A 21371-nucleotide genomic window follows, 5' to 3' on the forward strand; every position below is an offset into this window, starting at 1 on the left:
ATGATATGGCAACTGAACAAACGGCTATTACGCGCGCAACTTTTGATGAGGTGATTCTGCCTGTTTATGCACCGGCGGACTTTATTCCGGTCAAAGGTAAAGGCAGCCGCGTATGGGATCAGCAGGGCAAAGAGTATATCGATTTCGCCGGCGGGATTGCAGTGACTGCGCTGGGCCATTGCCATCCGGCACTGGTCGAGGCGCTGAAATCCCAGGGGGAAATCTTGTGGCATACCAGTAACGTTTTTACCAATGAACCGGCGTTGCGTCTGGGACGTAAACTGATCGACGCCACGTTTGCCGAGCGCGTGCTGTTTATGAATTCCGGCACCGAAGCGAACGAAACCGCTTTTAAACTGGCGCGTCATTATGCCTGCGTGCGCCATAGCCCGTTCAAAACGAAAATCATTGCCTTCCATAACGCCTTTCACGGCCGTTCCTTGTTTACCGTCTCTGTAGGCGGGCAGCCGAAATATTCCGACGGCTTTGGGCCAAAACCCGCCGATATTATTCACGTTCCCTTCAACGATCTTCATGCGGTGAAAGCGGTAATGGATGACCACACCTGCGCGGTGGTGGTCGAGCCGATTCAGGGTGAAGGCGGCGTGCAGGCGGCTACACCGGAATTCCTCAAAGGGTTACGCGACCTGTGTGACGAGCATCAGGCGTTGCTGGTGTTTGATGAAGTGCAGTGCGGGATGGGGCGCACCGGAGACCTGTTTGCCTATATGCACTACGGCGTCACGCCGGATATCCTCACCAGCGCCAAAGCGTTAGGCGGCGGTTTTCCGGTGAGCGCCATGCTGACCACGCAGGAAATCGCCTCGGCCTTTCATGTCGGTTCGCATGGTTCAACCTATGGCGGTAATCCGCTGGCCTGTGCGGTGGCTGGCGCGGCATTCGATATTATTAATACGCCAGAGGTACTACAAGGCATTCACACTAAGCGGCAACAGTTTGTGCAACATTTGCAGGCGATTGACGAGCAATTTGACATTTTCAGCGATATTCGCGGCATGGGGCTGCTGATTGGCGCGGAACTGAAGCCGAAGTACAAAGGTCGGGCGCGCGATTTTCTGTACGCAGGCGCGGAGGCCGGCGTGATGGTGCTCAATGCCGGAGCCGACGTGATGCGTTTTGCCCCGTCGCTGGTGGTGGAAGAGGCGGATATCAATGAAGGAATGCAGCGCTTTGCGCAGGCGGTAGGGAAGGTGGTTGCCTGATGGCGGATTGCCGGATAAGCGTAGCGCATCCGGCAGTCGGTCTTAACTTTTTGTATCCCGTAGCCGCTTACTCAGCCAGATACCGTGATGCGGACGCTGACGCCAGGCCATCGACGAAATGGTGTGCATGGTGTTCAGATGGCCAATGATGCGCTGTAAATGTTGTTCCAGAGTGCTCAATAAGCCATGTGACGGCATGTCCGGCGACTCCAGAATATTGACATCGCCGGAGCCGCCTGGCCTGTCGTACTCCAGGCGCTGCTGGCAGCGCTGAATCGCAATCTCGCAAGATTCCAGATAGCGCTGCGCCAGATCCGGCGTCAGCATGGTGTGTTCCCGCGCCAGCGTCGTCATGGCGTTGATATGCTCGACAATAAACTGGCTGTGCGTGACCCATAGTTTCATATCCGACAGATAGTGGGTATTGAATCCGGGTTCCTGCATTGCCTGATTTAACGAGTTGAATAACGTGTTATGCGCCTGGTTGACCCGCATTCTTTGATAAGCGAGCGGGGTGGCCTGCGGATCGTTACTGAGGATCAGTCGGATAGCTTCTTGATCGGCTTCCAGCGCATCATGGGCGTTTTTACGTAATAGCCCGCTTTGCCATTGCGGCCACAGCCAGACCATGCCGCCAAAGGCAATTAAACAGCCAATCAGCGTATCGATCAGCCTCGGCACAATAAACTGCTCTCCGTTTAGCGTCAGTAACTGGATGGTGTATACCGCCGTCACCGTAAAGCCGACCGTCGCCCAGCCGTAGTTTTTACGAATAATCAGATAACTTGCCAGCGTGAGTACCAGCATGACCGCCAGCGTAATGCTTTCGGGAATATGTAAGTGCAGCGTGACGCCGGCAATCACCAGGCCGACCAGCGTTCCGACCGAACGGTGCAGAATACGTACGCGCGTCGCGCCATAGCCGTTTTGGGTGACAAACAGCACCGTCATGAGTATCCAGTACGGTTTAGGCAGGTGCAACGCACTGCCCATCAGACTGGCGATGCTCATCATCACGCTGATGCGTCCGGCGTTGCGTAGCGCCGGCGATTTAAGAGACATATAATTTTTCAGCGCCGGAAGTAGCGGCAAACGACGCTGTTTATCGGCCATCAGGTCGCGGGCGTACAGCGGTCGCTGAGTACGCAGCACACGGGCGATTCGACTGAAGTGCCAATAGCAGAACTGGCCTACCGGATTTTCAGGATGCTGATTGGCGATCTTCTCCAGAGCGCCAATCTGTTTTTCCATGGAGAAGCGCGTCGGCAGACGATGATAAAGAATGTCATCCGCCAGCACGCGCAGACGGGCGGCGACCGTTTGCGCATTCCAGCGAATCACCTCTTCCGCATGGCTGCGCTCTACCAGTTTCTGTACCTCTTCCGGCTGATGCAAGCTGACGGAGATGTGCTCCTGCAAATCCATCGCTTCCTGAAAAGCCCGCAGTAGACGCTTGTAATCATTATTGTTGTGCGCCGAAAGCATATGCATCTGTTGGTAACACTGGGTAATGAGATCGACCGCTTTTTGCTGGCGTATCAGCAGGGGAGGCAGCGCTTTTTCCGGATCGATATGTTGGGTGAGCAGGCTGTATTTCGCTTCACAATAATCGGCCAGTTCACGGTATAACAAACTCAATGACTCGCGCAGCGGCTGTTCGCGCCATAGCCAGAACCAAAACCAGTTAAACACGCCGTACCATAGCGTGCCCAGCGCATAAATGAGCAGCGGCTCCCAGACGGGCATGTATCCCGCAAGGCTCAGGGTAAAGATGGCGGCAATCAGCGACGCTGGCAGTAACCGCGCGTGAAGCGGGCTAATTTCCGCCGTCACGCCAAGCACCAGCGTCAGCCCGGTCAGGATCAACGGAAGGGGGATGGATTCCGCCAGCAGAAGTTGCGTTACCAGACTGCATCCGGCGAACAGCGATGCGCCGATGATCAGGCGTTTAAAAAAGCGTTTGTGCGGGGTATCCAGACCTGCAATGTTGCAGCAGGCGGGAACGAGAGAGAAAAGCAAGCCCAGGTGTAGCTGGCCTATCAATAAACCAACAGCCACAGGCAGGCACAGCACCAGCGTTTGCCGTAGTGCGTAATTAATCTCTGGGTGATAAATCAGTCTTCGCCACATCGATGCAAACAAAAATGGCGCATGATAAAACGCGCCATTCTGACGGAATTAACGGGTGCCGTAGACGACGATGGTCTTGCCATGCGCGGAGATCAGGTTTTGATCTTCCAGCATTTTCAAAATACGACCAACGGTTTCGCGGGAGCAGCCGACGATCTGGCCGATTTCCTGACGGGTGATTTTGATCTGCATCCCATCCGGGTGCGTCATGGCATCGGGCTGTTTCGCCAGATTCAGCAGCGTCTGAGCGATACGCCCGGTGACGTCAAGGAAGGCGAGGTTACCTACTTTTTCAGAGGTGACTTGTAAGCGACGAGCCATCTGGGAAGAGAGGCGCATCAGAATATCCGGGTTGACCTGGATTAATTGGCGAAATTTTTTGTAGGAAATTTCAGCGACCTCACATGCGGTTTTCGCACGTACCCAGGCGCTGCGTTCCTGGCCTTCTTCAAACAGGCCCAGTTCACCAATAAAATCACCCTGATTCAGATAAGAAAGGATCATTTCTTTCCCTTCTTCATCTTTGATCAGCACTGCCACGGAGCCTTTAACGATGTAGTACAGCGTTTCTGCTTTTTCACCCTGGTGAATCAGCGTGCTCTTTGACGGGTACTTATGAATGTGGCAATGAGACAAGAACCATTCAAGAGTCGGGTCTGTTTGCGGTTTGCCAAGCACCATGCGCGGTTATCCTCTGTTATAAGCTGTCTCCAGAGCCAGAAAACGGCACTGTCTCTGGGGTTGCAAAAATATACTTCCCGCTACCTGGGAAGGGGGCTACGAAAATAGATTGTAGCCTGTAATGTGATGTCCTCTGCATACATGCAGTACGTCAATGTATTACTGTAGCATCTTGTCTGTTTTAGCATAGCTTTCGCCGTGTGTCTCCTGGTGTCTCGCTTCAGCATGACCCAGGTCGCCTTCCATTGCGACTTTTGTTGTATGCGCGTAATCTTTCAGGAAAATTGAAACATTGGAGTTACGAAATATGCAAGCGCGTGTAAAGTGGGTTGAAGGGCTCACGTTCCTCGGAGAGTCCTCCTCCGGCCACCAGATTTTAATGGATGGCAACTCCGGTGACAAAGCGCCGAGTCCGATGGAGATGGTATTAATGGCGGCTGGCGGATGTAGCGCTATTGATGTGGTATCAATCCTGCAAAAGGGCCGTCAGAATGTCACCAACTGCGAAGTGAAGCTGACATCCGAGCGCCGGGAAGACGCGCCGCGCCTGTTTACGCACATTAATCTGCATTTTATCGTTACCGGCAGCGATCTGAAAGAGGCTGCCGTCGCGCGCGCTGTCGATCTCTCCGCGGAAAAATATTGCTCGGTGGCGCTAATGCTGGAAAAAGCGGTCAATATTACCCATTCGTATGAAGTGATTGCGGCGTAACACGTGATGCCGGATGGCGGCGTGGCTTTATCCGGCCTACCCGTTTTTATCTCGTAGGCCCGATAAGCGTAGCGCCATCGGGCATTTCACCGCGGTTATTCGATTTTTTTGCCTTCCATTAATCGCTGCACCAGCGGCAACATAATCAGCTCCATCGCCAGCCCCATTTTGCCGCCCGGCACCACTAATGTATTAATGTGAGAAATAAACGAGCCCTGGAGCATCGCCAGGAGCCAGGGAAAATCGATCCCTTCCAGGTTGCGAAAATGGATCACCACAAAACTCTCATCCAGCGAGGGAATACCCTTTGCGGCGAACGGATTGGATGTATCGACGGTCGGTACGCGCTGGAAGTTAATATGGGTACGCGAGAACTGCGGCGTAATGTAATTGATGTAGTCGTCCATGGAACGCACCACGGAATCCATCACCGCTTCACGGGAGTGTCCGCGCTCGCTGGTGTCGCGAATCAGTTTCTGAATCCACTCGAGGTTGACGATAGGCACCACGCCAACCAACAGATCAACATGACGCGCGACATCATGTTGCGGGGTGACGACGCCGCCGTGCAGTCCTTCATAAAACAGCACATCGGTCGGTTCGGGAAGCGGCTGCCAGGGCGTAAACGTGCCGGGAACCTGATTCCACGGTACGGCTTCATCATAGGTATGCAGATATTTACGCGACTGGCCTTTACCCGTCTGCCCGTACTCAATAAAGGTATGTTCCAGTAGGCTGAAGTCATTGGCTTCAGGCCCGAAATAGCTGATATGCCGCCCGGCGTCACGCGCTTTGCGGATCGCCATATCCATTTCCGGGCGGGTGTAACGATGAAAACTGTCGCCTTCCACCTCGGCGGCGTGCAGATTTAACTGCGCGAAAATTTTACGAAACGCGAGGCTGGTGGTGGTGGTCCCCGCGCCGCTTGACCCTGTTACTGCTATCACCGGATGTTTGGCTGACATGGCAACTCCATGATTGAGCTTTAGTAATAATGTATTGTCGGCAAAGGCGTTTTATTCGCGAAACTGCTTTTTCGGCATAATATTGACCGTTTCATGTAATTCAGACCATACCAGCACGGCCTCGCCGGATTGCAGTTGGCGTTTTACGTCAGCGACTTTTTGTTCAAGCGAACGTTCATGTTCACCATAATCGGTGCCTTCGCGCAACACAAAGCTTTCGATCAGGTTGTCCAGCGTGTCGGGGGCGAGCCCCTGCCAGGGAATGATCATGATGACGCCTCCAGGTACGTTGTCAGCCAGTCAGGAATTCGGCGTTCCAGCCACATTTCAGGGCGCAGCGGCGTACCGCCGATAAATCCTACGTGTCCGCCATGCTCAGTTAGCTGATACTCCACCTGCGGGGGCAGATCTTCCGCTTTAGGGATCACATGATGATCCATAAACGGATCGTCTTTAGCGTGAATAATCAGCGTCGGTTTAGCAATCTGGTTAAGCAACGGCATGGCGCTACACTGACGATAGTAGTCGATGGCGTCGGCAAAGCCGTGAATTTTCGCGGTGATCAGGTCGTCAAACTCACGAATTCGGCGCATTGATTTCAGTTGCGCCAGATTCACCGGCAGCGACCCGGGGTACGCCGCCAGTTTGCGTGACGCATTCGCTTTTAACAGATTAAGCAAATAACGCTGATAGACGCGGGAAAACCCTTTGTCCATGTGGTAGCTACAGGCTTCGAGAACAAAGGGCGCAGAAACAATCACCGCCGCCTCGATGGGAATATCGCGGCCTTCTTTCGCCAGCAGGCACGCCAGCATATTACCGCCGAGCGAATAGCCCACGGCGGCTGTCGGAACGGTGCCGAACTCCCGCTGTAGCCAGCGTAAAAACCAGGCTCCATCCTCCGTTTCACCGGAGTGGTAAATACGATTCAGACGGTTGGGCTCGCCGCTACAGCCGCGAAAGTGCATCACCACGCCCAGCCAGCCGCGCTTTTGCGCCGCCTCAATCAGCCCGTGGGCATAGGGGCTGTTCAGGCTGCCTTCCAGACCGTGAAAGACCACCAGCCGCGGTTTATGCTTTGCCTGTTGCGGATCTTCGCTCCATGCCAGATCGACAAAATCGCCGTCCGGTAGCTCCAGCCGCTGCCAGTGGGCGTTGAACTTCACTTTGCGGCGGATTAAACGCGGCAGCATAGTTTGTAAATGGCGATTACGAATGCCACGCATGGGAATAAATTCATGCGAGTCATTGACAGGCGGGGTCATTTCTGTGGACGTGATCTCAACCATAGCACCAGAACAATTGATAATTGGAAACAATACTATACCGCGCATAAGGTTCACAGATTAGTCAATATGTGATTTTACGTTCAATTGGTCGTCTGGCGAAATAAAATTGCGCCTCATTTCACCAGAGGGGGCGGTATGCAAGGCGCGCGCAATACCCCACAGAAATCGCGTGAACCCCTGCATCAGCCGAATTAATCGTGGTAGTGTGGCAACACGATAGTTATGCGACTCAAGGAGAAGGCATGTCGAAGACACTTTTACAGATCCATTTTAACTTTAGCGGCCCTTTTGGCGAGGAGATGACTCAGCAACTGGTCGGGCTGGCGGAGTCTATCAATGAGGAGCCGGGCTTCATCTGGAAAATCTGGACAGAAAGCGAGAAAAACCAGCAAGCTGGCGGCATTTACTTGTTTGAATCCGAAGAAACGGCGCAGGCTTATATTAAAAAACACACTGCGCGTCTGAAAAATCTTGGCGTTGATGAGGTGACGTTTAAATTATTTGGCGTGAACGACGCGCTGACGAAAATAAATCACGGCAACCTTTGCCGCTAAATCACATAACGCAGGCTTCTGTTCCGGTGCTGCCGACCGCAACGGTAACCTTTATATCGGGACGAGTACCGAAGAGGCCTTTATGGACGAACAGCGGACAACGAACGTTCTCTTCCAGCGTGTGCAGCGCCTCGGCGGTGCGGGCGATGTTACCCTTCTCCATAAAGGTCATGAAGATGGTGAGCTTGCGGAAGGTAATGTCATCAGTGATTGACAGGTTCATCGTCCGCCCCGTGCGTTAGAGCCTATCCCAGTAGGCGTAATTGTTGAAGCCAGTTTGGGGCAGGACAGCGCGCAGAAACCGGAGCGTACACATAGTACGTGAGGATTTCGAGCACTGCCCGGCCCTAAAATGGCGAATAAAATAGCCTAATGGGATAGGCTCTTAGTCGTTCTGCATCATCTGCTCAAGCTGCTCCTGCGCCTCAAGCCATGCCATTTCACACGCTTCCAGCCCGGATTTGGCGCTGGCCTGCAGTTGTAGGCACTCGGTCATCTCCGCTTTACGGCTTGGGTCATACAGGCTGCTGTCGCCGAGCTTCTCTTCCGCCTGTGCTAACTGGGCGTTGAGCTTTTCCATCTCTTTTTCCAGACGGGTAATCTCTTTACGCAGCGGCTGCGTCAGAGTGCGTAGCTCGGCTTCGCGACGCTTCTGATCTTTGCGTGACTGGGCGCTGTTGGCGTTGTTTTCCTTCGGCGCGTCGTCGGCCTGGTTTTCCTGCTTCTGCACGTCGCTCAGCCACTGCTGATAATCTTCCAGGTCGCCGTCGAACGGTTCGACCTTTTTGTCGTGAACCAGATAGAGGTCGTCAGTGGTGGAGCGAATCAGGTGGCGGTCGTGCGACACGACGACCAATGCGCCTTCAAAATCAATCAGCGCTTCGGTGAGCGCCTGACGCATGTCGAGATCCAGGTGGTTGGTTGGTTCATCGAGCAACAGCAGATTTGGACGCTGCCAGACGATCAGCGCCAGCACCAGGCGCGCTTTCTCGCCGCCGGAGAAGCGTTGCGTCTCTTCCGTTACTTTGTCGCCCTGGAAACCGAAGCCGCCGAGATAGTCGCGCAGCTTCTGCTCCAGTTCCTGCGGCGCCAGACGCGCCATATGTTGCAGCGGGGATTCATCGGCGCGCAGGAACTCCAGTTGGTGCTGGGCGAAGTAGCCGAGCTTAATGCCTTTGGCGAGGCCGATTTCACCGTGCAACGGTTCCAGTTCGCCCGCCAGCAGCTTGATCAGCGTCGATTTCCCCGCGCCGTTGCGACCCAGCAGGCCGATACGCGAGCCGGGCACCAGGTTCAGCTTGATGGATTCCAGAATGATGCGATCGCCATAACCTGCGCTGACTTTTTCCATCTTCAGCAGCGGGTTCGGCAGGCTTTCCGGCGCGCGGAAGCTGAAATGGAACGGGTTGTCGACATGAGCCGGCGCAATCAGCTCCATACGCTCCAGCATCTTGATACGGCTTTGCGCCTGCTTGGCCTTGGTCGCTTTAGCGCGGAAACGGTCGATGTAGCTTTGCAGATGCGCCACACGCTCCTGCTGACTCTCATACATCGCCTGCTGCTGCGCCAGGCGCGTGGCGCGCTGAACTTCAAACGCGCTGTAGTTGCCGGTGTACTCGAACAGAGTCTGCTGTTCGATATGGATAATTTTATCCACTATCGGGTCAAGAAAATCGCGATCGTGGGAGATCAAAATCAGGGTGCCCGGATAGCTCTTCAGCCATTTTTCCAGCCAGATAACGGCATCCAGATCGAGGTGGTTGGTCGGTTCGTCGAGCAGCAGTAAATCGGAACGGCAAATCAGCGCCTGAGCCAGGTTAAGGCGCATCCGCCAGCCGCCGGAAAAGTCGCTGACCGGACGTTCCAGCTGATCGTTAGAGAAGCCGAGGCCGTGTAACAGGCTGGCGGCGCGCGAACGAACGGTCCATGCGTCGATGGCATCCAGCTTGCCATGTATGGAGGCGATAGCATGTCCGTCGTTACGTTCGTTGGCGTCGTTAAGCTGCGCCTCCAGCTGCCGGTATTCACGGTCGCCGTCAATGACATACTCAATCGCTGGCTGAGGCAACGCAGGTGTTTCCTGATTCACCCACGCTAATTGCCAGGTTCCGGGCAGGGTAAAACTTCCGGCATCGGCGCTAATTTCATTTTTTAGCAATGCCAGCAGGGTAGATTTACCGCAGCCGTTTTTACCCACCAGGCCGACTTTCTGGCCTGGATTAATGGTAGCCGAGGCATTGTCCAGTAGGACGCGCACGCCGCGACGAATTTGTAACGAGGAGAAAACAATCATAAGGCGCCGTATGTTCAGACTATGTTAATTTATCATTATGATAATGTAATATTCGGGCGTACCGCCGCGCTGGAGCGCAATGGTAGCTCAAAACAACAACGATACACAAAATCATTCAGGTCGCCTTTGGTGAGGGACAAGAATATCTCTCATTAATCCCCAGCGGCGGACATGGAGTACGTTTCTGAGTTGAACAAACGCTGTCAACGTAGAAGCGGCCTGAAGAATGGCATGTATCGACCCAAAACAACCGGGAGGGGGATTGATGTCTCAGCCAGCGAAAGTCTTGCTGTTGTATGCCCATCCGGAATCTCAGGACTCGGTTGCTAACCGGGTACTGCTTAAACCGGCCATACAGCACAATAACGTAACCGTGCACGATCTTTATGCGCGCTATCCTGATTTTTTTATCGATACGCCCTATGAACAAGCCCTGTTACGTGAGCACGACGTCATTGTTTTTCAGCATCCCCTTTACACCTATAGCTGTCCGGCTTTACTGAAAGAATGGCTTGATCGCGTTTTGAGTCGAGGGTTCGCCAGCGGACCAGGGGGAAACCAACTGGTGGGAAAGTACTGGCGTAGCGTGATTACGACCGGCGAGCCGGAGAGCGCTTACCGGTATGACGCGCTAAACCGCTATCCAATGAGCGATGTACTCCGCCCTTTTGAACTGACCGCGGCCATGTGCCGGATGCACTGGATGCCGCCCATTATTGTGTACTGGGCGCGCCGCCAGTCGCCGCAGACGCTGGCCAGCCATGCGAAAGCCTATGGCGAGTGGCTGGCGAATCCTGTGAGCGCGGGAGGCTATTGATGGAAGGTGCTGATTTATTGACCGCGGGAGTGTTGTTCCTCTTCGCGGCGGTAGCGGCGGTGCCGCTGGCCGCGAGGCTGGGCATCGGCGCGGTGCTAGGGTATTTGCTGGCGGGAATCGCGATTGGTCCGTGGGGGCTGGGATTTATCAGCGACGTTGACGAGATCCTGCACTTTTCCGAACTGGGCGTCGTGTTTCTGATGTTTATCATTGGTCTCGAACTCAATCCGTCCCGGCTTTGGCAACTGCGGCGCTCTATCTTCGGCGTCGGCGCTGCTCAGGTGCTGTTAAGCGCGGCGGTGCTGGCGGGATTATTGATGCTTGCTGATTTCTTATGGCAGGCGGCGGTCGTCGGCGGGATTGGCCTGGCGATGTCTTCGACGGCGATGGCGCTACAACTGATGCGCGAGAAAGGCATGAACCGTAGCGAGTCCGGGCAGTTAGGGTTTTCCGTCTTACTGTTTCAGGATTTAGCGGTGATCCCCGCGCTGGCGTTGGTGCCTTTGTTGGCGGGATCGGCCGACGAGCATTTCGACTGGTTTAAAGTGGCAATGAAGGTACTGGCTTTCGCGGTAATGCTGATTGGCGGTCGTTACCTGTTGCGCCCGGTATTTCGTTTTATTGCTGCGTCCGGCGTGCGGGAGGTCTTCACTGCCGCGACGCTGTTGCTGGTGTTGAGCGCCGCCTTATTTATGGACGCGCTGGGACTGTCGATGGCCCTAGGAACCTTCATTGCCGGCGTTTTACTGGCAGAGAGTGAATACCGGCATGAGCTGGAAAACGCTATCGATCCCTTTAAAGGTTTACTGCTTGGGCTGTTCTTTATCTCCGTCGGTATGTCGCTAAATCTCGGCGTACTTTATACCCATTTACTGTGGGTGGCGGCGAGCGTTGTTATTCTGGTCGTCATAAAAATGCTGACGCTGTATCTGCTGGCGCGGTTATATGGAATAAGAAGTTCTGAACGGATGCAGTTTGCCAGCGTGCTGAGTCAGGGGGGCGAGTTCGCTTTTGTGCTCTTTTCTACCGCCTCTTCTCAGCGCCTGTTTCAGGGCGATCAGATGGCGTTATTATTGGTGACTGTCACGTTATCAATGATGACCACGCCGCTACTGATGAAAGGGATTGATAAGTGGTTATCGCGCCGCCTTAATGGCCCGGAAGAGAATGATGAAAAGCCGTGGGTTGAGGATGATAAGCCCCAGGTAATTGTCGTCGGCTTTGGCCGTTTTGGTCAGGTGATCGCTCGCTTATTGATGGCGAATAAGATGCGTATCACCGTGCTGGAACGCGATATCGGCGCCGTTAATCTGATGCGCAAATATGGTTATAAAGTGTATTACGGCGACGCTACACAAGTCGAGCTGCTGCGTTCTGCGGGCGCGGAAGCGGCGGAGTCGATAGTCATCACGTGTAATGAACCGGAAGACACGATGAAGCTGGTGGCGCTGTGTCAGCAGCATTTTCCTCATCTGCATATTCTTGCGCGAGCGCGTGGACGTGTGGAGGCCCATGAGTTATTACAGGCTGGCGTCACGCAGTTTTCCCGTGAAACGTTTTCCAGCGCGCTGGAACTGGGACGTAAAACTCTGGTGTCGTTAGGTATGCATCCGCATCAGGCGCAACGCGCGCAGTTGCATTTTCGTCGGCTGGATATGCGAATGTTGCGGGAGCTGATCCCGGAGCATAGCGACATGGTACAGATTTCGCGCGCCAGAGAGGCCCGACGCGAACTGGAGGAGATTTTTCAGCGCGAAATGCAACAGGAACGGCGCCAGTTGGATGGCTGGGATGAATTTGAGTAGAGGTGAACAATGGCAATCCGTAAACGTTTTATTGCAGGCGCGAAATGTCCGGCCTGTCAGGCGCAGGATACAATGGCGATGTGGCGTGAAAATAATGTCGATATTGTTGAATGCGTTAAGTGCGGGCATCAAATGCGGGAAGCGGATAAAGACGTTCGCGAGCATGTTCGCAAAGAAGAGCAAGTGATCGGGATTTTTCATCCGGACTAGCGATATGCCGCAGGTTTTTTTAAGCTAAGGGGTACACGGCTGCAGAATTCCGCTACAATCTGCGCCACTATTCTTCCCATGCTCAGGAGATATCATGAAAGTAGCAAAAGACCTGGTGGTCAGCCTGGCCTATCAGGTACGTACAGAAGACGGTGTGTTGGTTGATGAGTCTCCGGTGAGTGCGCCGCTGGATTACCTGCACGGTCACGGCTCCCTGATCTCTGGTCTGGAAACCGCGCTGGAAGGCCATGAAGTTGGCGACAAATTTGATGTCGCTGTTGGCGCGAACGACGCTTACGGCCAGTATGACGAAAATCTGGTGCAGCGTGTGCCTAAAGACGTCTTTATGGGCGTTGATGAACTGCAGGTAGGGATGCGTTTCCTGGCGGAAACCGACCAGGGCCCGGTACCGGTAGAGATTACCGAAGTGGAAGACGATCACGTTGTGGTTGATGGTAACCACATGCTGGCGGGCCAGAATCTGAAATTTAACGTAGAAGTTGTTGCGATTCGTGAAGCGACTGAAGAAGAACTGGCTCACGGTCATGTTCACGGCGCGCACGATCACCACCACGATCACGGTGAAGATGGCTGCTGTGGCGGTCATGGTCATGACCATGGTCACGAGCACGGCGGCGAAGGCTGCTGCGGCGGTGGTGGTAAAGGCGGCTGCGGTTGCCATTAATCCCCGTCGTCTTTCAAGCCACCGCGGTGTTGGCTACGCTTTCAAACCCCGGTCACATAGTTATCTATGCTCCCGGGGAATTTTCAAGCTTGCCGCCTTGCTGTGACTCGAAATCGTTAGGGTATTATCATTGGTTCGATAAATCATCGGGCACAAAAAAAGCGGGTTAACCCCGCTTTTTTTTCGTCTCAATAATGCGGCGGCGGCGTTTCTTCTGCCTGAGAGGCGATATTTGACGGCTGACTGGCTTTTAACTTTTCCGTGAGCAAACGCAGATGATCGCGCAGCTTCGCCATCTCCATTTCATGTGCGGTTACCGTCAGGTTTAGTTCTTCTATGGTAATCTCCTGGAACGCCAGACGGCTTTCCAGTTCAGCCAGACGAGCTTCCATCGTGATATCCTGCATGATGTACCTCTTTATGTTGTCTCCGTCGGCGGATTCTACTTAACTTTACCGGCTTTCACAGCAACCATTACGCGCCCTACGAAACTAATTTAAACAAAAAGAGTCTGAAAAGAAGTGATAATAGGGCGTGTTCGTATGTTGATTTGTTCTGCAACGATTTATAGTACGCTTCTTACGTAAGTTAACATGGGGCGAGATGCCCCGGCCCTGGAGATATGGATGAAATCACTGTTTAAAGCCACTCTGCTGGCAACGACGATGGCCGTTGCTATGCACGCACCGATCACTTTTGCTGCTGATGCGGCGAAACCGGCAGCTACCGCTGATAGCAAAGCAGCATTTAAAAACGACGATCAAAAAGCGGCTTATGCGCTGGGCGCCTCGCTGGGTCGTTACATGGAAAATTCGCTTAAAGAGCAGGAAAAGTTGGGCATCAAACTGGATAAAGATCAGTTGATTGCCGGCGTTCAGGATGCCTTTGCCGATAAGAGCAAACTGTCCGATCAGGAAATTGAGCAAACGCTGCAGACGTTTGAAGCACGCGTGAAGAGCGCTGCTCAGGCGAAGATGGAAAAAGACGCTGCCGATAACGAAGCAAAAGGTAAAGCGTTCCGCGACGCTTTTGCTAAAGAGAAAGGCGTGAAAACCTCCTCTACCGGTCTGCTTTACAAAGTAGAGAAAGAAGGCACAGGCGAGGCGCCGAAAGATAGCGATACCGTTGTGGTGAACTACAAAGGTACGCTGATCGACGGTAAAGAGTTTGATAACTCTTACACGCGCGGCGAACCGCTCTCCTTCCGTCTGGACGGCGTTATCCCAGGCTGGACTGAAGGCCTGAAAAATATTAAGAAAGGCGGCAAGATCAAGCTGGTTATCCCACCGGCGCTGGCCTACGGTAAAACGGGCGTCCCGGGTATCCCGGCGAACTCCACCCTGGTATTCGACGTAGAGCTGCTGGATATCAAACCAGCGCCGAAAGCGGATGCTAAACCTGCCGATGCGGCTGACGCTAAAGCCGCAGATGCTGCTAAAAAATAAAAACTGAGAGCCGCCGCTTGTAATAGCGGCGGTTTTTTTTATTCAGGCCGGATATATTACTCACCATAATTTGATTTGCGGATAACGGCGCTTGTGCTGGTCGTTAAGGGCGAGACCGTAGGCTGAATGACCGCCAACGCACACGTAGTCTGAAATAGACGAGCAAATTAGTACTGGAAAGATGAACCCTCACTGTATTAATTTAATCATCCGCGTAAATAATGAGCCTGCCCTGAAAACATAACGACAGGCTCCTGAAAAGGAGTGTTTTTTTTCATGTCCAGGTCGCTTTTAACCAACGAAACCAGTGAACTTGATTTGCTGGATCAGCGTCCCTTCGAGCAAACCGACTTCGATATTCTGAAATCCTACGAAGCGGTAGTGGACGGGTTAGCGATGCTTATAGGTTCCCATTGTGAAATCGTATTGCACTCTTTGCAGGATCTAAAATGTTCAGCCATTCGTATTGCCAATGGCGAACATACGGGCCGTAAAATTGGCTCGCCGATTACCGACCTGGCGTTGCGTATGTTGCACGACATGACAGGGGCGGACAGTAGCGTGTCGAAATGCTATTTCACGCGCGCGAAAAGCGGTGTCTTGATGAAGTCGTTGACGATTGCCATTCGCAACCGCGAGCAGCGCGTCATTGGTCTACTGTGCATCAACATGAATCTTGATGTGCCATTTTCACAGATTATGAATACCTTTATTCCGCCGGAAACGCCGGAAGTCGGCTCAGCGGTTAATTTTGCCTCCTCAGTCGAAGATTTAGTCACCCAGACGCTGGAGTTCACGATCGAAGAAGTGAATGCCGATCGTAATGTCTCTAACAATGCGAAAAATCGTCAGATCGTCCTTAACCTGTACGAAAAAGGCATTTTCGATATTAAAGACGCCATTAATCAGGTAGCCGATCGTCTGAATATCTCAAAGCACACGGTTTACCTCTATATTCGCCAGTTCAAAAGCGGCGATTTTCAGGGGCAGGATAAATAATGCGTTATGCCATTATGGTCACCGGGCCGGCATATGGCACCCAGCAGGCCAGCAGCGCATTGCAGTTCGCCCACGCGCTGCTCAATGAGGGGCATGAGTTAGCCAGCGTCTTTTTCTATCGGGAAGGGGTCTATAACGCCAATCTCCTGACCTCGCCGGCGAGCGATGAATATGATCTGGTACGCGCCTGGCAGAAATTGAATACGCAGCATGGCGTAGCGCTGAACATCTGTGTCGCGGCGGCGCTTCGTCGCGGTATTATTGATGAAACTGAAGCCGGCAGACTGGAGTTGCCGTCCGCCAATCTTCAGCCGGGCTTTACGCTAAGCGGCCTGGGCGCGCTGGCGGAGGCTTCTCTCACCTGCGATCGGGTGGTGCAGTTTTAATGAAACGTATTGCATTTGTCTTTTCCACCGCGCCGCACGGCAGCGCCTCAGGTCGTGAAGGGCTGGATGCGCTGCTGGCGACGTCAGCGCTAACGGAAGCGCTGGGCGTCTTTTTTATCAGCGACGGCGTCTTTCAGTTATTACCCGGACAAAAACCAGACGCTGTGCTGGCGCGTGACTATATTGCTACTTTCAAGCTCTTTGATTTGTACGATATTGATCAATGCTGGATCTGCGCGGCATCGCTGCGCGAGCGTGGTCTGGAAAACGTTAATTTTGTGGTAGACGCCACGCCGCTGGAACCCGTGGCGTTACGCCGCGAGCTTGGCAACTATGATGTCATCCTGAGATTCTGAGGCGTTTATGCTGCATACCTTACCTCATTGCGCTTCGAGCGTTGATTTTCCCGCTTTGCTGCGCCTGCTAAAAGAGGGCGATGCGCTTTTGTTGCTCCAGGATGGCGTTACCGTCGCGATTGAAGGTAACCGCTTCCTTGAAAGTCTGCGCGATGCCCCCATAACGGTCTATGCCTTGAAAGAAGATATTGACGCCCGTGGCCTGGGTGGTCAAATTTCAGACAGTGTCGTCAGGGTTGACTATACTGAGTTTGTCAGACTCACGGTTAAGTATGCCAACCAGATGGCCTGGTGATGGCGGGATCGTTGTATATTTCTTGACACCTTTTCGACACCGCCCTAAAATTCGGCGTCCTCATATTGTGTGAGGGCGTTTTATTACGTGTTTACGAAGCAAAAGCTAAAACCAGGAGCTATTTAATGGCAACAGTTAACCAGCTGGTACGCAAACCACGTGCTCGCAAAGTTGCGAAAAGCAACGTGCCTGCGCTGGAAGCATGCCCGCAAAAACGTGGCGTATGTACTCGTGTATATACTACCACTCCTAAAAAACCGAACTCCGCACTGCGTAAAGTTTGCCGTGTTCGTCTGACTAACGGTTTTGAAGTGACTTCCTACATCGGTGGTGAAGGTCACAACCTGCAGGAGCACTCCGTGATCCTGATCCGTGGCGGTCGTGTTAAAGACCTCCCGGGTGTTCGTTACCACACCGTTCGTGGCGCGCTTGACTGCTCCGGCGTTAAAGACCGTAAGCAAGCTCGTTCTAAGTACGGCGTGAAGCGTCCTAAGGCTTAATGGTTCTCCGTTAAGTAAGGCCAAACGTTTTAAATTAATGTCAAACTAAACTCGTAGAGTTTTGGACAATCCTGAATTAACAACGGAGTATTTCCATGCCACGTCGTCGCGTCATTGGTCAGCGTAAAATTCTGCCGGATCCGAAGTTCGGATCAGAACTGCTGGCTAAATTTGTCAATATCCTGATGGTAGATGGTAAAAAATCTACTGCAGAATCAATCGTATACAGCGCGCTGGAGACCCTGGCTCAGCGTTCTGGTAAATCTGAACTGGAAGCTTTCGAAGTCGCTCTCGAAAACGTTCGCCCGACTGTAGAAGTTAAATCCCGCCGTGTAGGTGGTTCTACTTATCAGGTACCAGTTGAAGTCCGTCCGGTCCGTCGTAATGCTCTGGCAATGCGTTGGATCGTAGAAGCTGCTCGTAAACGCGGTGATAAATCCATGGCTCTGCGCCTGGCGAACGAACTTTCTGACGCTGCAGAAAACAAAGGTACTGCAGTTAAGAAACGTGAAGACGTTCACCGTATGGCAGAAGCCAACAAGGCGTTCGCACACTACCGTTGGTAATCCCTTCGGAGTCATAGTCACCAGGCGGGCGCTTCAGGTAAGTCGCCCGTTTTGGATAACTTAACTGAACGCCTAAAGATATCAACGAGGAATCAAATGGCTCGTACAACACCCATCGCACGCTACCGTAATATCGGTATCAGTGCGCACATCGACGCCGGTAAAACCACTACTACCGAACGTATTCTGTTCTACACCGGTGTAAACCACAAAATCGGTGAAGTTCATGACGGCGCAGCTACCATGGACTGGATGGAGCAGGAGCAGGAGCGTGGTATTACTATCACCTCCGCAGCGACTACTGCATTCTGGTCTGGTATGGCTAAGCAGTATGAACCGCATCGCATCAACATCATCGACACCCCGGGGCACGTTGACTTCACTATCGAAGTAGAACGTTCCATGCGTGTTCTCGATGGTGCGGTAATGGTTTACTGCGCAGTTGGTGGTGTTCAGCCGCAGTCTGAAACCGTATGGCGTCAGGCAAACAAATACAAAGTTCCGCGTATTGCGTTCGTTAACAAAATGGACCGCATGGGCGCGAACTTCCTGAAAGTTGTTGGTCAGATCAAAACCCGTCTGGGCGCGAACCCGGTTCCGCTGCAGCTGGCAATTGGTGCTGAAGAAGGTTTCACCGGCGTTGTTGACCTGGTGAAAATGAAAGCCATCAACTGGAACGATGCCGACCAGGGCGTTACCTTCGAATACGAAGATATCCCGGCTGACATGCAGGACCTGGCTAACGAATGGCACCAGAACCTGATCGAGTCCGCCGCAGAAGCTTCTGAAGAGCTGATGGAAAAATACCTGGGTGGTGAAGAACTGACTGAAGAAGAGATCAAACAAGCTCTGCGTCAGCGCGTTCTGAACAACGAAATCATCCTGGTAACCTGTGGTTCTGCATTCAAGAACAAAGGTGTTCAGGCGATGCTGGATGCGGTAATTGATTACCTGCCATCCCCGGTAGACGTACCTGCGATCAACGGTATTCTGGACGACGGTAAAGATACTCCGGCTGAGCGTCACGCAAGCGACGACGAGCCGTTCTCTGCGCTGGCGTTCAAAATCGCTACCGACCCGTTTGTGGGTAACCTGACCTTCTTCCGTGTGTACTCCGGTGTGGTTAACTCTGGTGATACCGTACTGAACTCCGTGAAAACCGCACGTGAGCGTTTCGGTCGTATCGTTCAGATGCACGCCAACAAACGTGAAGAGATCAAAGAAGTTCGCGCGGGCGACATCGCGGCTGCTATCGGCCTGAAAGACGTGACTACCGGTGACACCCTGTGTGATCCGGAAAACCCGATCATTCTGGAACGTATGGAATTCCCTGAGCCGGTAATCTCCATCGCGGTAGAACCGAAAACCAAAGCTGACCAGGAAAAAATGGGTCTGGCTCTGGGCCGTCTGGCGAAAGAAGACCCGTCATTCCGCGTATGGACTGATGAAGAATCTAACCAGACCATCATCGCTGGTATGGGTGAACTTCACCTGGATATCATCGTTGACCGTATGAAGCGTGAATTCAACGTTGAAGCTAACGTGGGTAAACCTCAGGTTGCTTACCGCGAAGCGATTCGCGCGAAAGTTACCGACATCGAAGGTAAACACGCGAAACAGTCTGGTGGTCGCGGTCAGTATGGTCATGTTGTTATCGACATGTACCCGCTGGAGCCGGGCTCTAACCCGAAAGGTTACGAGTTCATCAACGACATCAAAGGTGGTGTAATTCCTGGCGAATACATCCCGGCCGTTGATAAAGGCATCCAGGAGCAGCTGAAATCTGGCCCGCTGGCGGGTTATCCGGTAGTTGATCTCGGTGTGCGTCTGCACTTCGGTTCTTACCATGACGTTGACTCCTCTGAGCTGGCGTTTAAACTGGCTGCGTCTATCGCCTTTAAAGAAGGCTTTAAGAAAGCAAAACCAGTTCTGCTTGAGCCGATCATGAAGGTTGAAGTAGAAACACCTGAAGAGAATACCGGTGACGTTATCGGCGACCTTAGCCGCCGTCGTGGTATGCTCAAAGGTCAGGAATCTGAAGTTACAGGCGTTAAGATCCACGCTGAAGTACCGCTGTCTGAAATGTTCGGATATGCAACTCAGCTGCGTTCTCTGACCAAAGGTCGCGCATCGTACACTATGGAATTCCTGAAGTATGATGATGCGCCGAACAACGTTGCTCAGGCCGTAATCGAAGCCCGTGGTAAATAAGCCGCAGGGTTAAAAACCAAAATCCCGTGCTCTCTCCTGAAGGGGAGAGCGCTATAGTAAGGAATATAGCCGTGTCTAAAGAAAAATTTGAACGTACAAAACCGCACGTTAACGTCGGCACCATCGGCCACGTTGACCACGGTAAAACTACCCTGACCGCTGCAATCACCACCGTACTGGCTAAAACCTACGGCGGTGCTGCTCGTGCATTCGACCAGATCGATAACGCGCCGGAAGAAAAAGCGCGTGGTATCACCATCAACACTTCTCACGTTGAATACGATACCCCGACCCGCCACTACGCACACGTAGACTGCCCGGGGCACGCCGACTATGTTAAAAACATGATCACCGGTGCTGCTCAGATGGACGGCGCGATCCTGGTTGTTGCTGCGACTGACGGCCCGATGCCGCAGACCCGTGAGCACATCCTGCTGGGTCGTCAGGTAGGCGTTCCGTACATCATCGTGTTCCTGAACAAATGCGACATGGTTGATGACGAAGAGCTGCTGGAACTGGTTGAAATGGAAGTTCGTGAACTTCTGTCTCAGTACGACTTCCCGGGCGACGACACTCCGATCGTTCGTGGTTCTGCTCTGAAAGCGCTGGAAGGCGACGCAGAGTGGGAAGCGAAAATCATCGAACTGGCTGGCTTCCTGGATTCTTACATTCCGGAACCAGAGCGTGCGATTGACAAGCCGTTCCTGCTGCCGATCGAAGACGTATTCTCCATCTCCGGTCGTGGTACCGTTGTTACCGGTCGTGTAGAACGCGGTATCATCAAAGTGGGCGAAGAAGTTGAAATCGTTGGTATCAAAGAGACTCAGAAGTCTACCTGTACTGGCGTTGAAATGTTCCGCAAACTGCTGGACGAAGGCCGTGCCGGTGAGAACGTAGGTGTTCTGCTGCGTGGTATCAAACGTGAAGAAATCGAACGTGGTCAGGTACTGGCTAAGCCGGGCACCATCAAGCCGCACACCAAGTTCGAATCTGAAGTGTACATTCTGTCCAAAGATGAAGGCGGCCGTCATACTCCGTTCTTCAAAGGCTACCGTCCGCAGTTCTACTTCCGTACTACTGACGTGACTGGTACCATCGAACTGCCGGAAGGCGTAGAGATGGTAATGCCGGGCGACAACATCAAAATGGTTGTTACCCTGATCCACCCGATCGCAATGGACGACGGTCTGCGTTTCGCAATCCGTGAAGGCGGCCGTACCGTTGGCGCGGGCGTTGTTGCTAAAGTTCT

24 protein-coding genes are annotated in these 21371 nt (G+C 53.1%); 16 read left to right on the forward strand and 8 right to left on the reverse strand.

Annotated elements, in window-relative coordinates; all coding sequences use genetic code 11:
- Window positions 1-5: 5 nt before the first annotated feature.
- Window positions 6-1223, forward strand: a complete 1218-nt coding sequence (locus tag ABVN44_RS16205) for an aspartate aminotransferase family protein (RefSeq protein WP_023181213.1) — start codon at window positions 6-8, stop codon at window positions 1221-1223.
- A 42-nt stretch (window positions 1224-1265) separates the two neighbouring features.
- Here the strand turns inward: ABVN44_RS16205 and ABVN44_RS16210 are convergent, their stop codons facing one another.
- Complete coding sequence (locus tag ABVN44_RS16210) at window positions 1266-3353, reverse strand: YccS/YhfK family putative transporter (protein ID WP_000269312.1); 2088 nt, start codon at window positions 3351-3353, stop codon at window positions 1266-1268.
- Between the two features lie 48 nt (window positions 3354-3401).
- Window positions 3402-4034, reverse strand: coding sequence for a cAMP-activated global transcriptional regulator CRP (crp, locus tag ABVN44_RS16215; protein WP_000242758.1), 633 nt, complete (start codon window positions 4032-4034; stop codon window positions 3402-3404).
- Between the two features lie 307 nt (window positions 4035-4341).
- On the opposite strand from crp, the gene ABVN44_RS16220 reads away from it, so the two are divergent.
- Window positions 4342-4746: an OsmC family protein gene (locus tag ABVN44_RS16220; protein WP_001148919.1), complete on the forward strand. Its 405-nt coding sequence runs from the start codon at window positions 4342-4344 to the stop codon at window positions 4744-4746.
- A 95-nt stretch (window positions 4747-4841) separates the two neighbouring features.
- Here the strand turns inward: ABVN44_RS16220 and ABVN44_RS16225 are convergent, their stop codons facing one another.
- Genes ABVN44_RS16225 through ABVN44_RS16235 form a run of 3 tightly spaced genes read right to left on the reverse strand, consistent with a single transcriptional unit; the run spans window position 4842 to window position 7045 of the window.
- Window positions 4842-5711, reverse strand: a complete 870-nt coding sequence (locus ABVN44_RS16225; protein WP_001274690.1) for a phosphoribulokinase — start codon at window positions 5709-5711, stop codon at window positions 4842-4844.
- A 51-nt stretch (window positions 5712-5762) separates the two neighbouring features.
- Window positions 5763-5981, reverse strand: a complete 219-nt coding sequence (locus ABVN44_RS16230; RefSeq protein WP_000586568.1) for a YheU family protein — start codon at window positions 5979-5981, stop codon at window positions 5763-5765.
- The gene (locus ABVN44_RS16235; protein WP_077248395.1) at window positions 5978-7045 is read right to left on the reverse strand and encodes a hydrolase; all 1068 of its coding nucleotides are present in this window, start codon (window positions 7043-7045) and stop codon (window positions 5978-5980) included. Before ABVN44_RS16235 ends, ABVN44_RS16230 begins: the two co-directional genes overlap by 4 nt.
- Window positions 7046-7242: 197 nt before the next feature.
- Here ABVN44_RS16235 and ABVN44_RS16240 point away from each other — a divergent pair, with 197 nt between their 5' ends.
- Complete coding sequence (locus ABVN44_RS16240) at window positions 7243-7554, forward strand: monooxygenase (protein WP_000047689.1); 312 nt, start codon at window positions 7243-7245, stop codon at window positions 7552-7554.
- Between the two features lies 1 nt (window position 7555).
- Here ABVN44_RS16240 and ABVN44_RS16245 read toward each other — a convergent pair whose 3' ends face one another.
- Both ABVN44_RS16245 and ABVN44_RS16250 read right to left on the reverse strand, forming a co-directional pair.
- Window positions 7556-7777 (reverse strand): LysR family transcriptional regulator, encoded by a 222-nt coding sequence (locus ABVN44_RS16245; RefSeq protein WP_023231898.1) that lies wholly within the window; start codon window positions 7775-7777, stop codon window positions 7556-7558.
- A 162-nt stretch (window positions 7778-7939) separates the two neighbouring features.
- Window positions 7940-9847, reverse strand: coding sequence for an ABC transporter ATP-binding protein (locus ABVN44_RS16250; RefSeq protein ID WP_000634764.1), 1908 nt, complete (start codon window positions 9845-9847; stop codon window positions 7940-7942).
- 265 nt (window positions 9848-10112) lie between these two features.
- On the opposite strand from ABVN44_RS16250, the gene kefG reads away from it, so the two are divergent.
- From kefG to slyD, 4 genes are all read left to right on the forward strand, one after another.
- On the forward strand, window positions 10113-10664 hold the full coding sequence (gene kefG, locus ABVN44_RS16255) for a glutathione-regulated potassium-efflux system ancillary protein KefG (protein WP_000081820.1): 552 nt from the start codon (window positions 10113-10115) through the stop codon (window positions 10662-10664).
- The gene (gene kefB / locus ABVN44_RS16260; RefSeq protein WP_000398133.1) at window positions 10664-12469 is read left to right on the forward strand and encodes a glutathione-regulated potassium-efflux system protein KefB; all 1806 of its coding nucleotides are present in this window, start codon (window positions 10664-10666) and stop codon (window positions 12467-12469) included. Before kefG ends, kefB begins: the two co-directional genes overlap by 1 nt.
- Window positions 12470-12478: 9 nt before the next feature.
- Window positions 12479-12679, forward strand: coding sequence for a YheV family putative zinc ribbon protein (locus ABVN44_RS16265; RefSeq protein ID WP_001007735.1), 201 nt, complete (start codon window positions 12479-12481; stop codon window positions 12677-12679).
- A 94-nt stretch (window positions 12680-12773) separates the two neighbouring features.
- Window positions 12774-13364 (forward strand): peptidylprolyl isomerase, encoded by a 591-nt coding sequence (gene slyD, locus ABVN44_RS16270; RefSeq protein ID WP_000861341.1) that lies wholly within the window; start codon window positions 12774-12776, stop codon window positions 13362-13364.
- A 188-nt stretch (window positions 13365-13552) separates the two neighbouring features.
- Here the strand turns inward: slyD and ABVN44_RS16275 are convergent, their stop codons facing one another.
- On the reverse strand, window positions 13553-13771 hold the full coding sequence (locus tag ABVN44_RS16275; protein WP_001152701.1) for a protein SlyX: 219 nt from the start codon (window positions 13769-13771) through the stop codon (window positions 13553-13555).
- Between the two features lie 219 nt (window positions 13772-13990).
- Between ABVN44_RS16275 and fkpA the strand changes: the two genes are divergently transcribed.
- The 9 genes from fkpA to tuf all read left to right on the forward strand — a co-directional run.
- Window positions 13991-14809, forward strand: coding sequence for an FKBP-type peptidyl-prolyl cis-trans isomerase (fkpA, locus tag ABVN44_RS16280; protein ID WP_000838222.1), 819 nt, complete (start codon window positions 13991-13993; stop codon window positions 14807-14809).
- Window positions 14810-15085: 276 nt separating this feature from the next.
- Window positions 15086-15808: a transcriptional regulator gene (locus tag ABVN44_RS16285; RefSeq protein WP_000091471.1), complete on the forward strand. Its 723-nt coding sequence runs from the start codon at window positions 15086-15088 to the stop codon at window positions 15806-15808.
- Window positions 15808-16194, forward strand: a complete 387-nt coding sequence (gene tusD, locus ABVN44_RS16290) for a sulfurtransferase complex subunit TusD (RefSeq protein ID WP_001268011.1) — start codon at window positions 15808-15810, stop codon at window positions 16192-16194. The genes ABVN44_RS16285 and tusD overlap by 1 nt, the downstream gene beginning before the upstream one ends.
- Window positions 16194-16550: a sulfurtransferase complex subunit TusC gene (gene tusC, locus ABVN44_RS16295; protein WP_000820705.1), complete on the forward strand. Its 357-nt coding sequence runs from the start codon at window positions 16194-16196 to the stop codon at window positions 16548-16550. Before tusD ends, tusC begins: the two co-directional genes overlap by 1 nt.
- A 7-nt stretch (window positions 16551-16557) precedes the next feature.
- Window positions 16558-16845 (forward strand): sulfurtransferase complex subunit TusB, encoded by a 288-nt coding sequence (tusB, locus tag ABVN44_RS16300; RefSeq protein WP_000903400.1) that lies wholly within the window; start codon window positions 16558-16560, stop codon window positions 16843-16845.
- Window positions 16846-16970: 125 nt separating this feature from the next.
- Complete coding sequence (rpsL, locus tag ABVN44_RS16305; protein WP_000246815.1) at window positions 16971-17345, forward strand: 30S ribosomal protein S12; 375 nt, start codon at window positions 16971-16973, stop codon at window positions 17343-17345.
- Window positions 17346-17440: 95 nt separating this feature from the next.
- Window positions 17441-17911: a 30S ribosomal protein S7 gene (gene rpsG, locus ABVN44_RS16310; protein ID WP_001138043.1), complete on the forward strand. Its 471-nt coding sequence runs from the start codon at window positions 17441-17443 to the stop codon at window positions 17909-17911.
- Between the two features lie 96 nt (window positions 17912-18007).
- The gene (gene fusA, locus ABVN44_RS16315; RefSeq protein WP_000124693.1) at window positions 18008-20122 is read left to right on the forward strand and encodes an elongation factor G; all 2115 of its coding nucleotides are present in this window, start codon (window positions 18008-18010) and stop codon (window positions 20120-20122) included.
- 71 nt (window positions 20123-20193) lie between these two features.
- The coding region (gene tuf, locus ABVN44_RS16320; protein ID WP_020979321.1) for an elongation factor Tu at window positions 20194-21371 on the forward strand (1178 nt) is incomplete at its 3' end.

Origin of the sequence: Salmonella sp. SJTUF15570 (assembly GCF_043357055.1) — a bacterium.
Lineage (GTDB): Bacteria > Pseudomonadota > Gammaproteobacteria > Enterobacterales > Enterobacteriaceae > Salmonella > Salmonella enterica.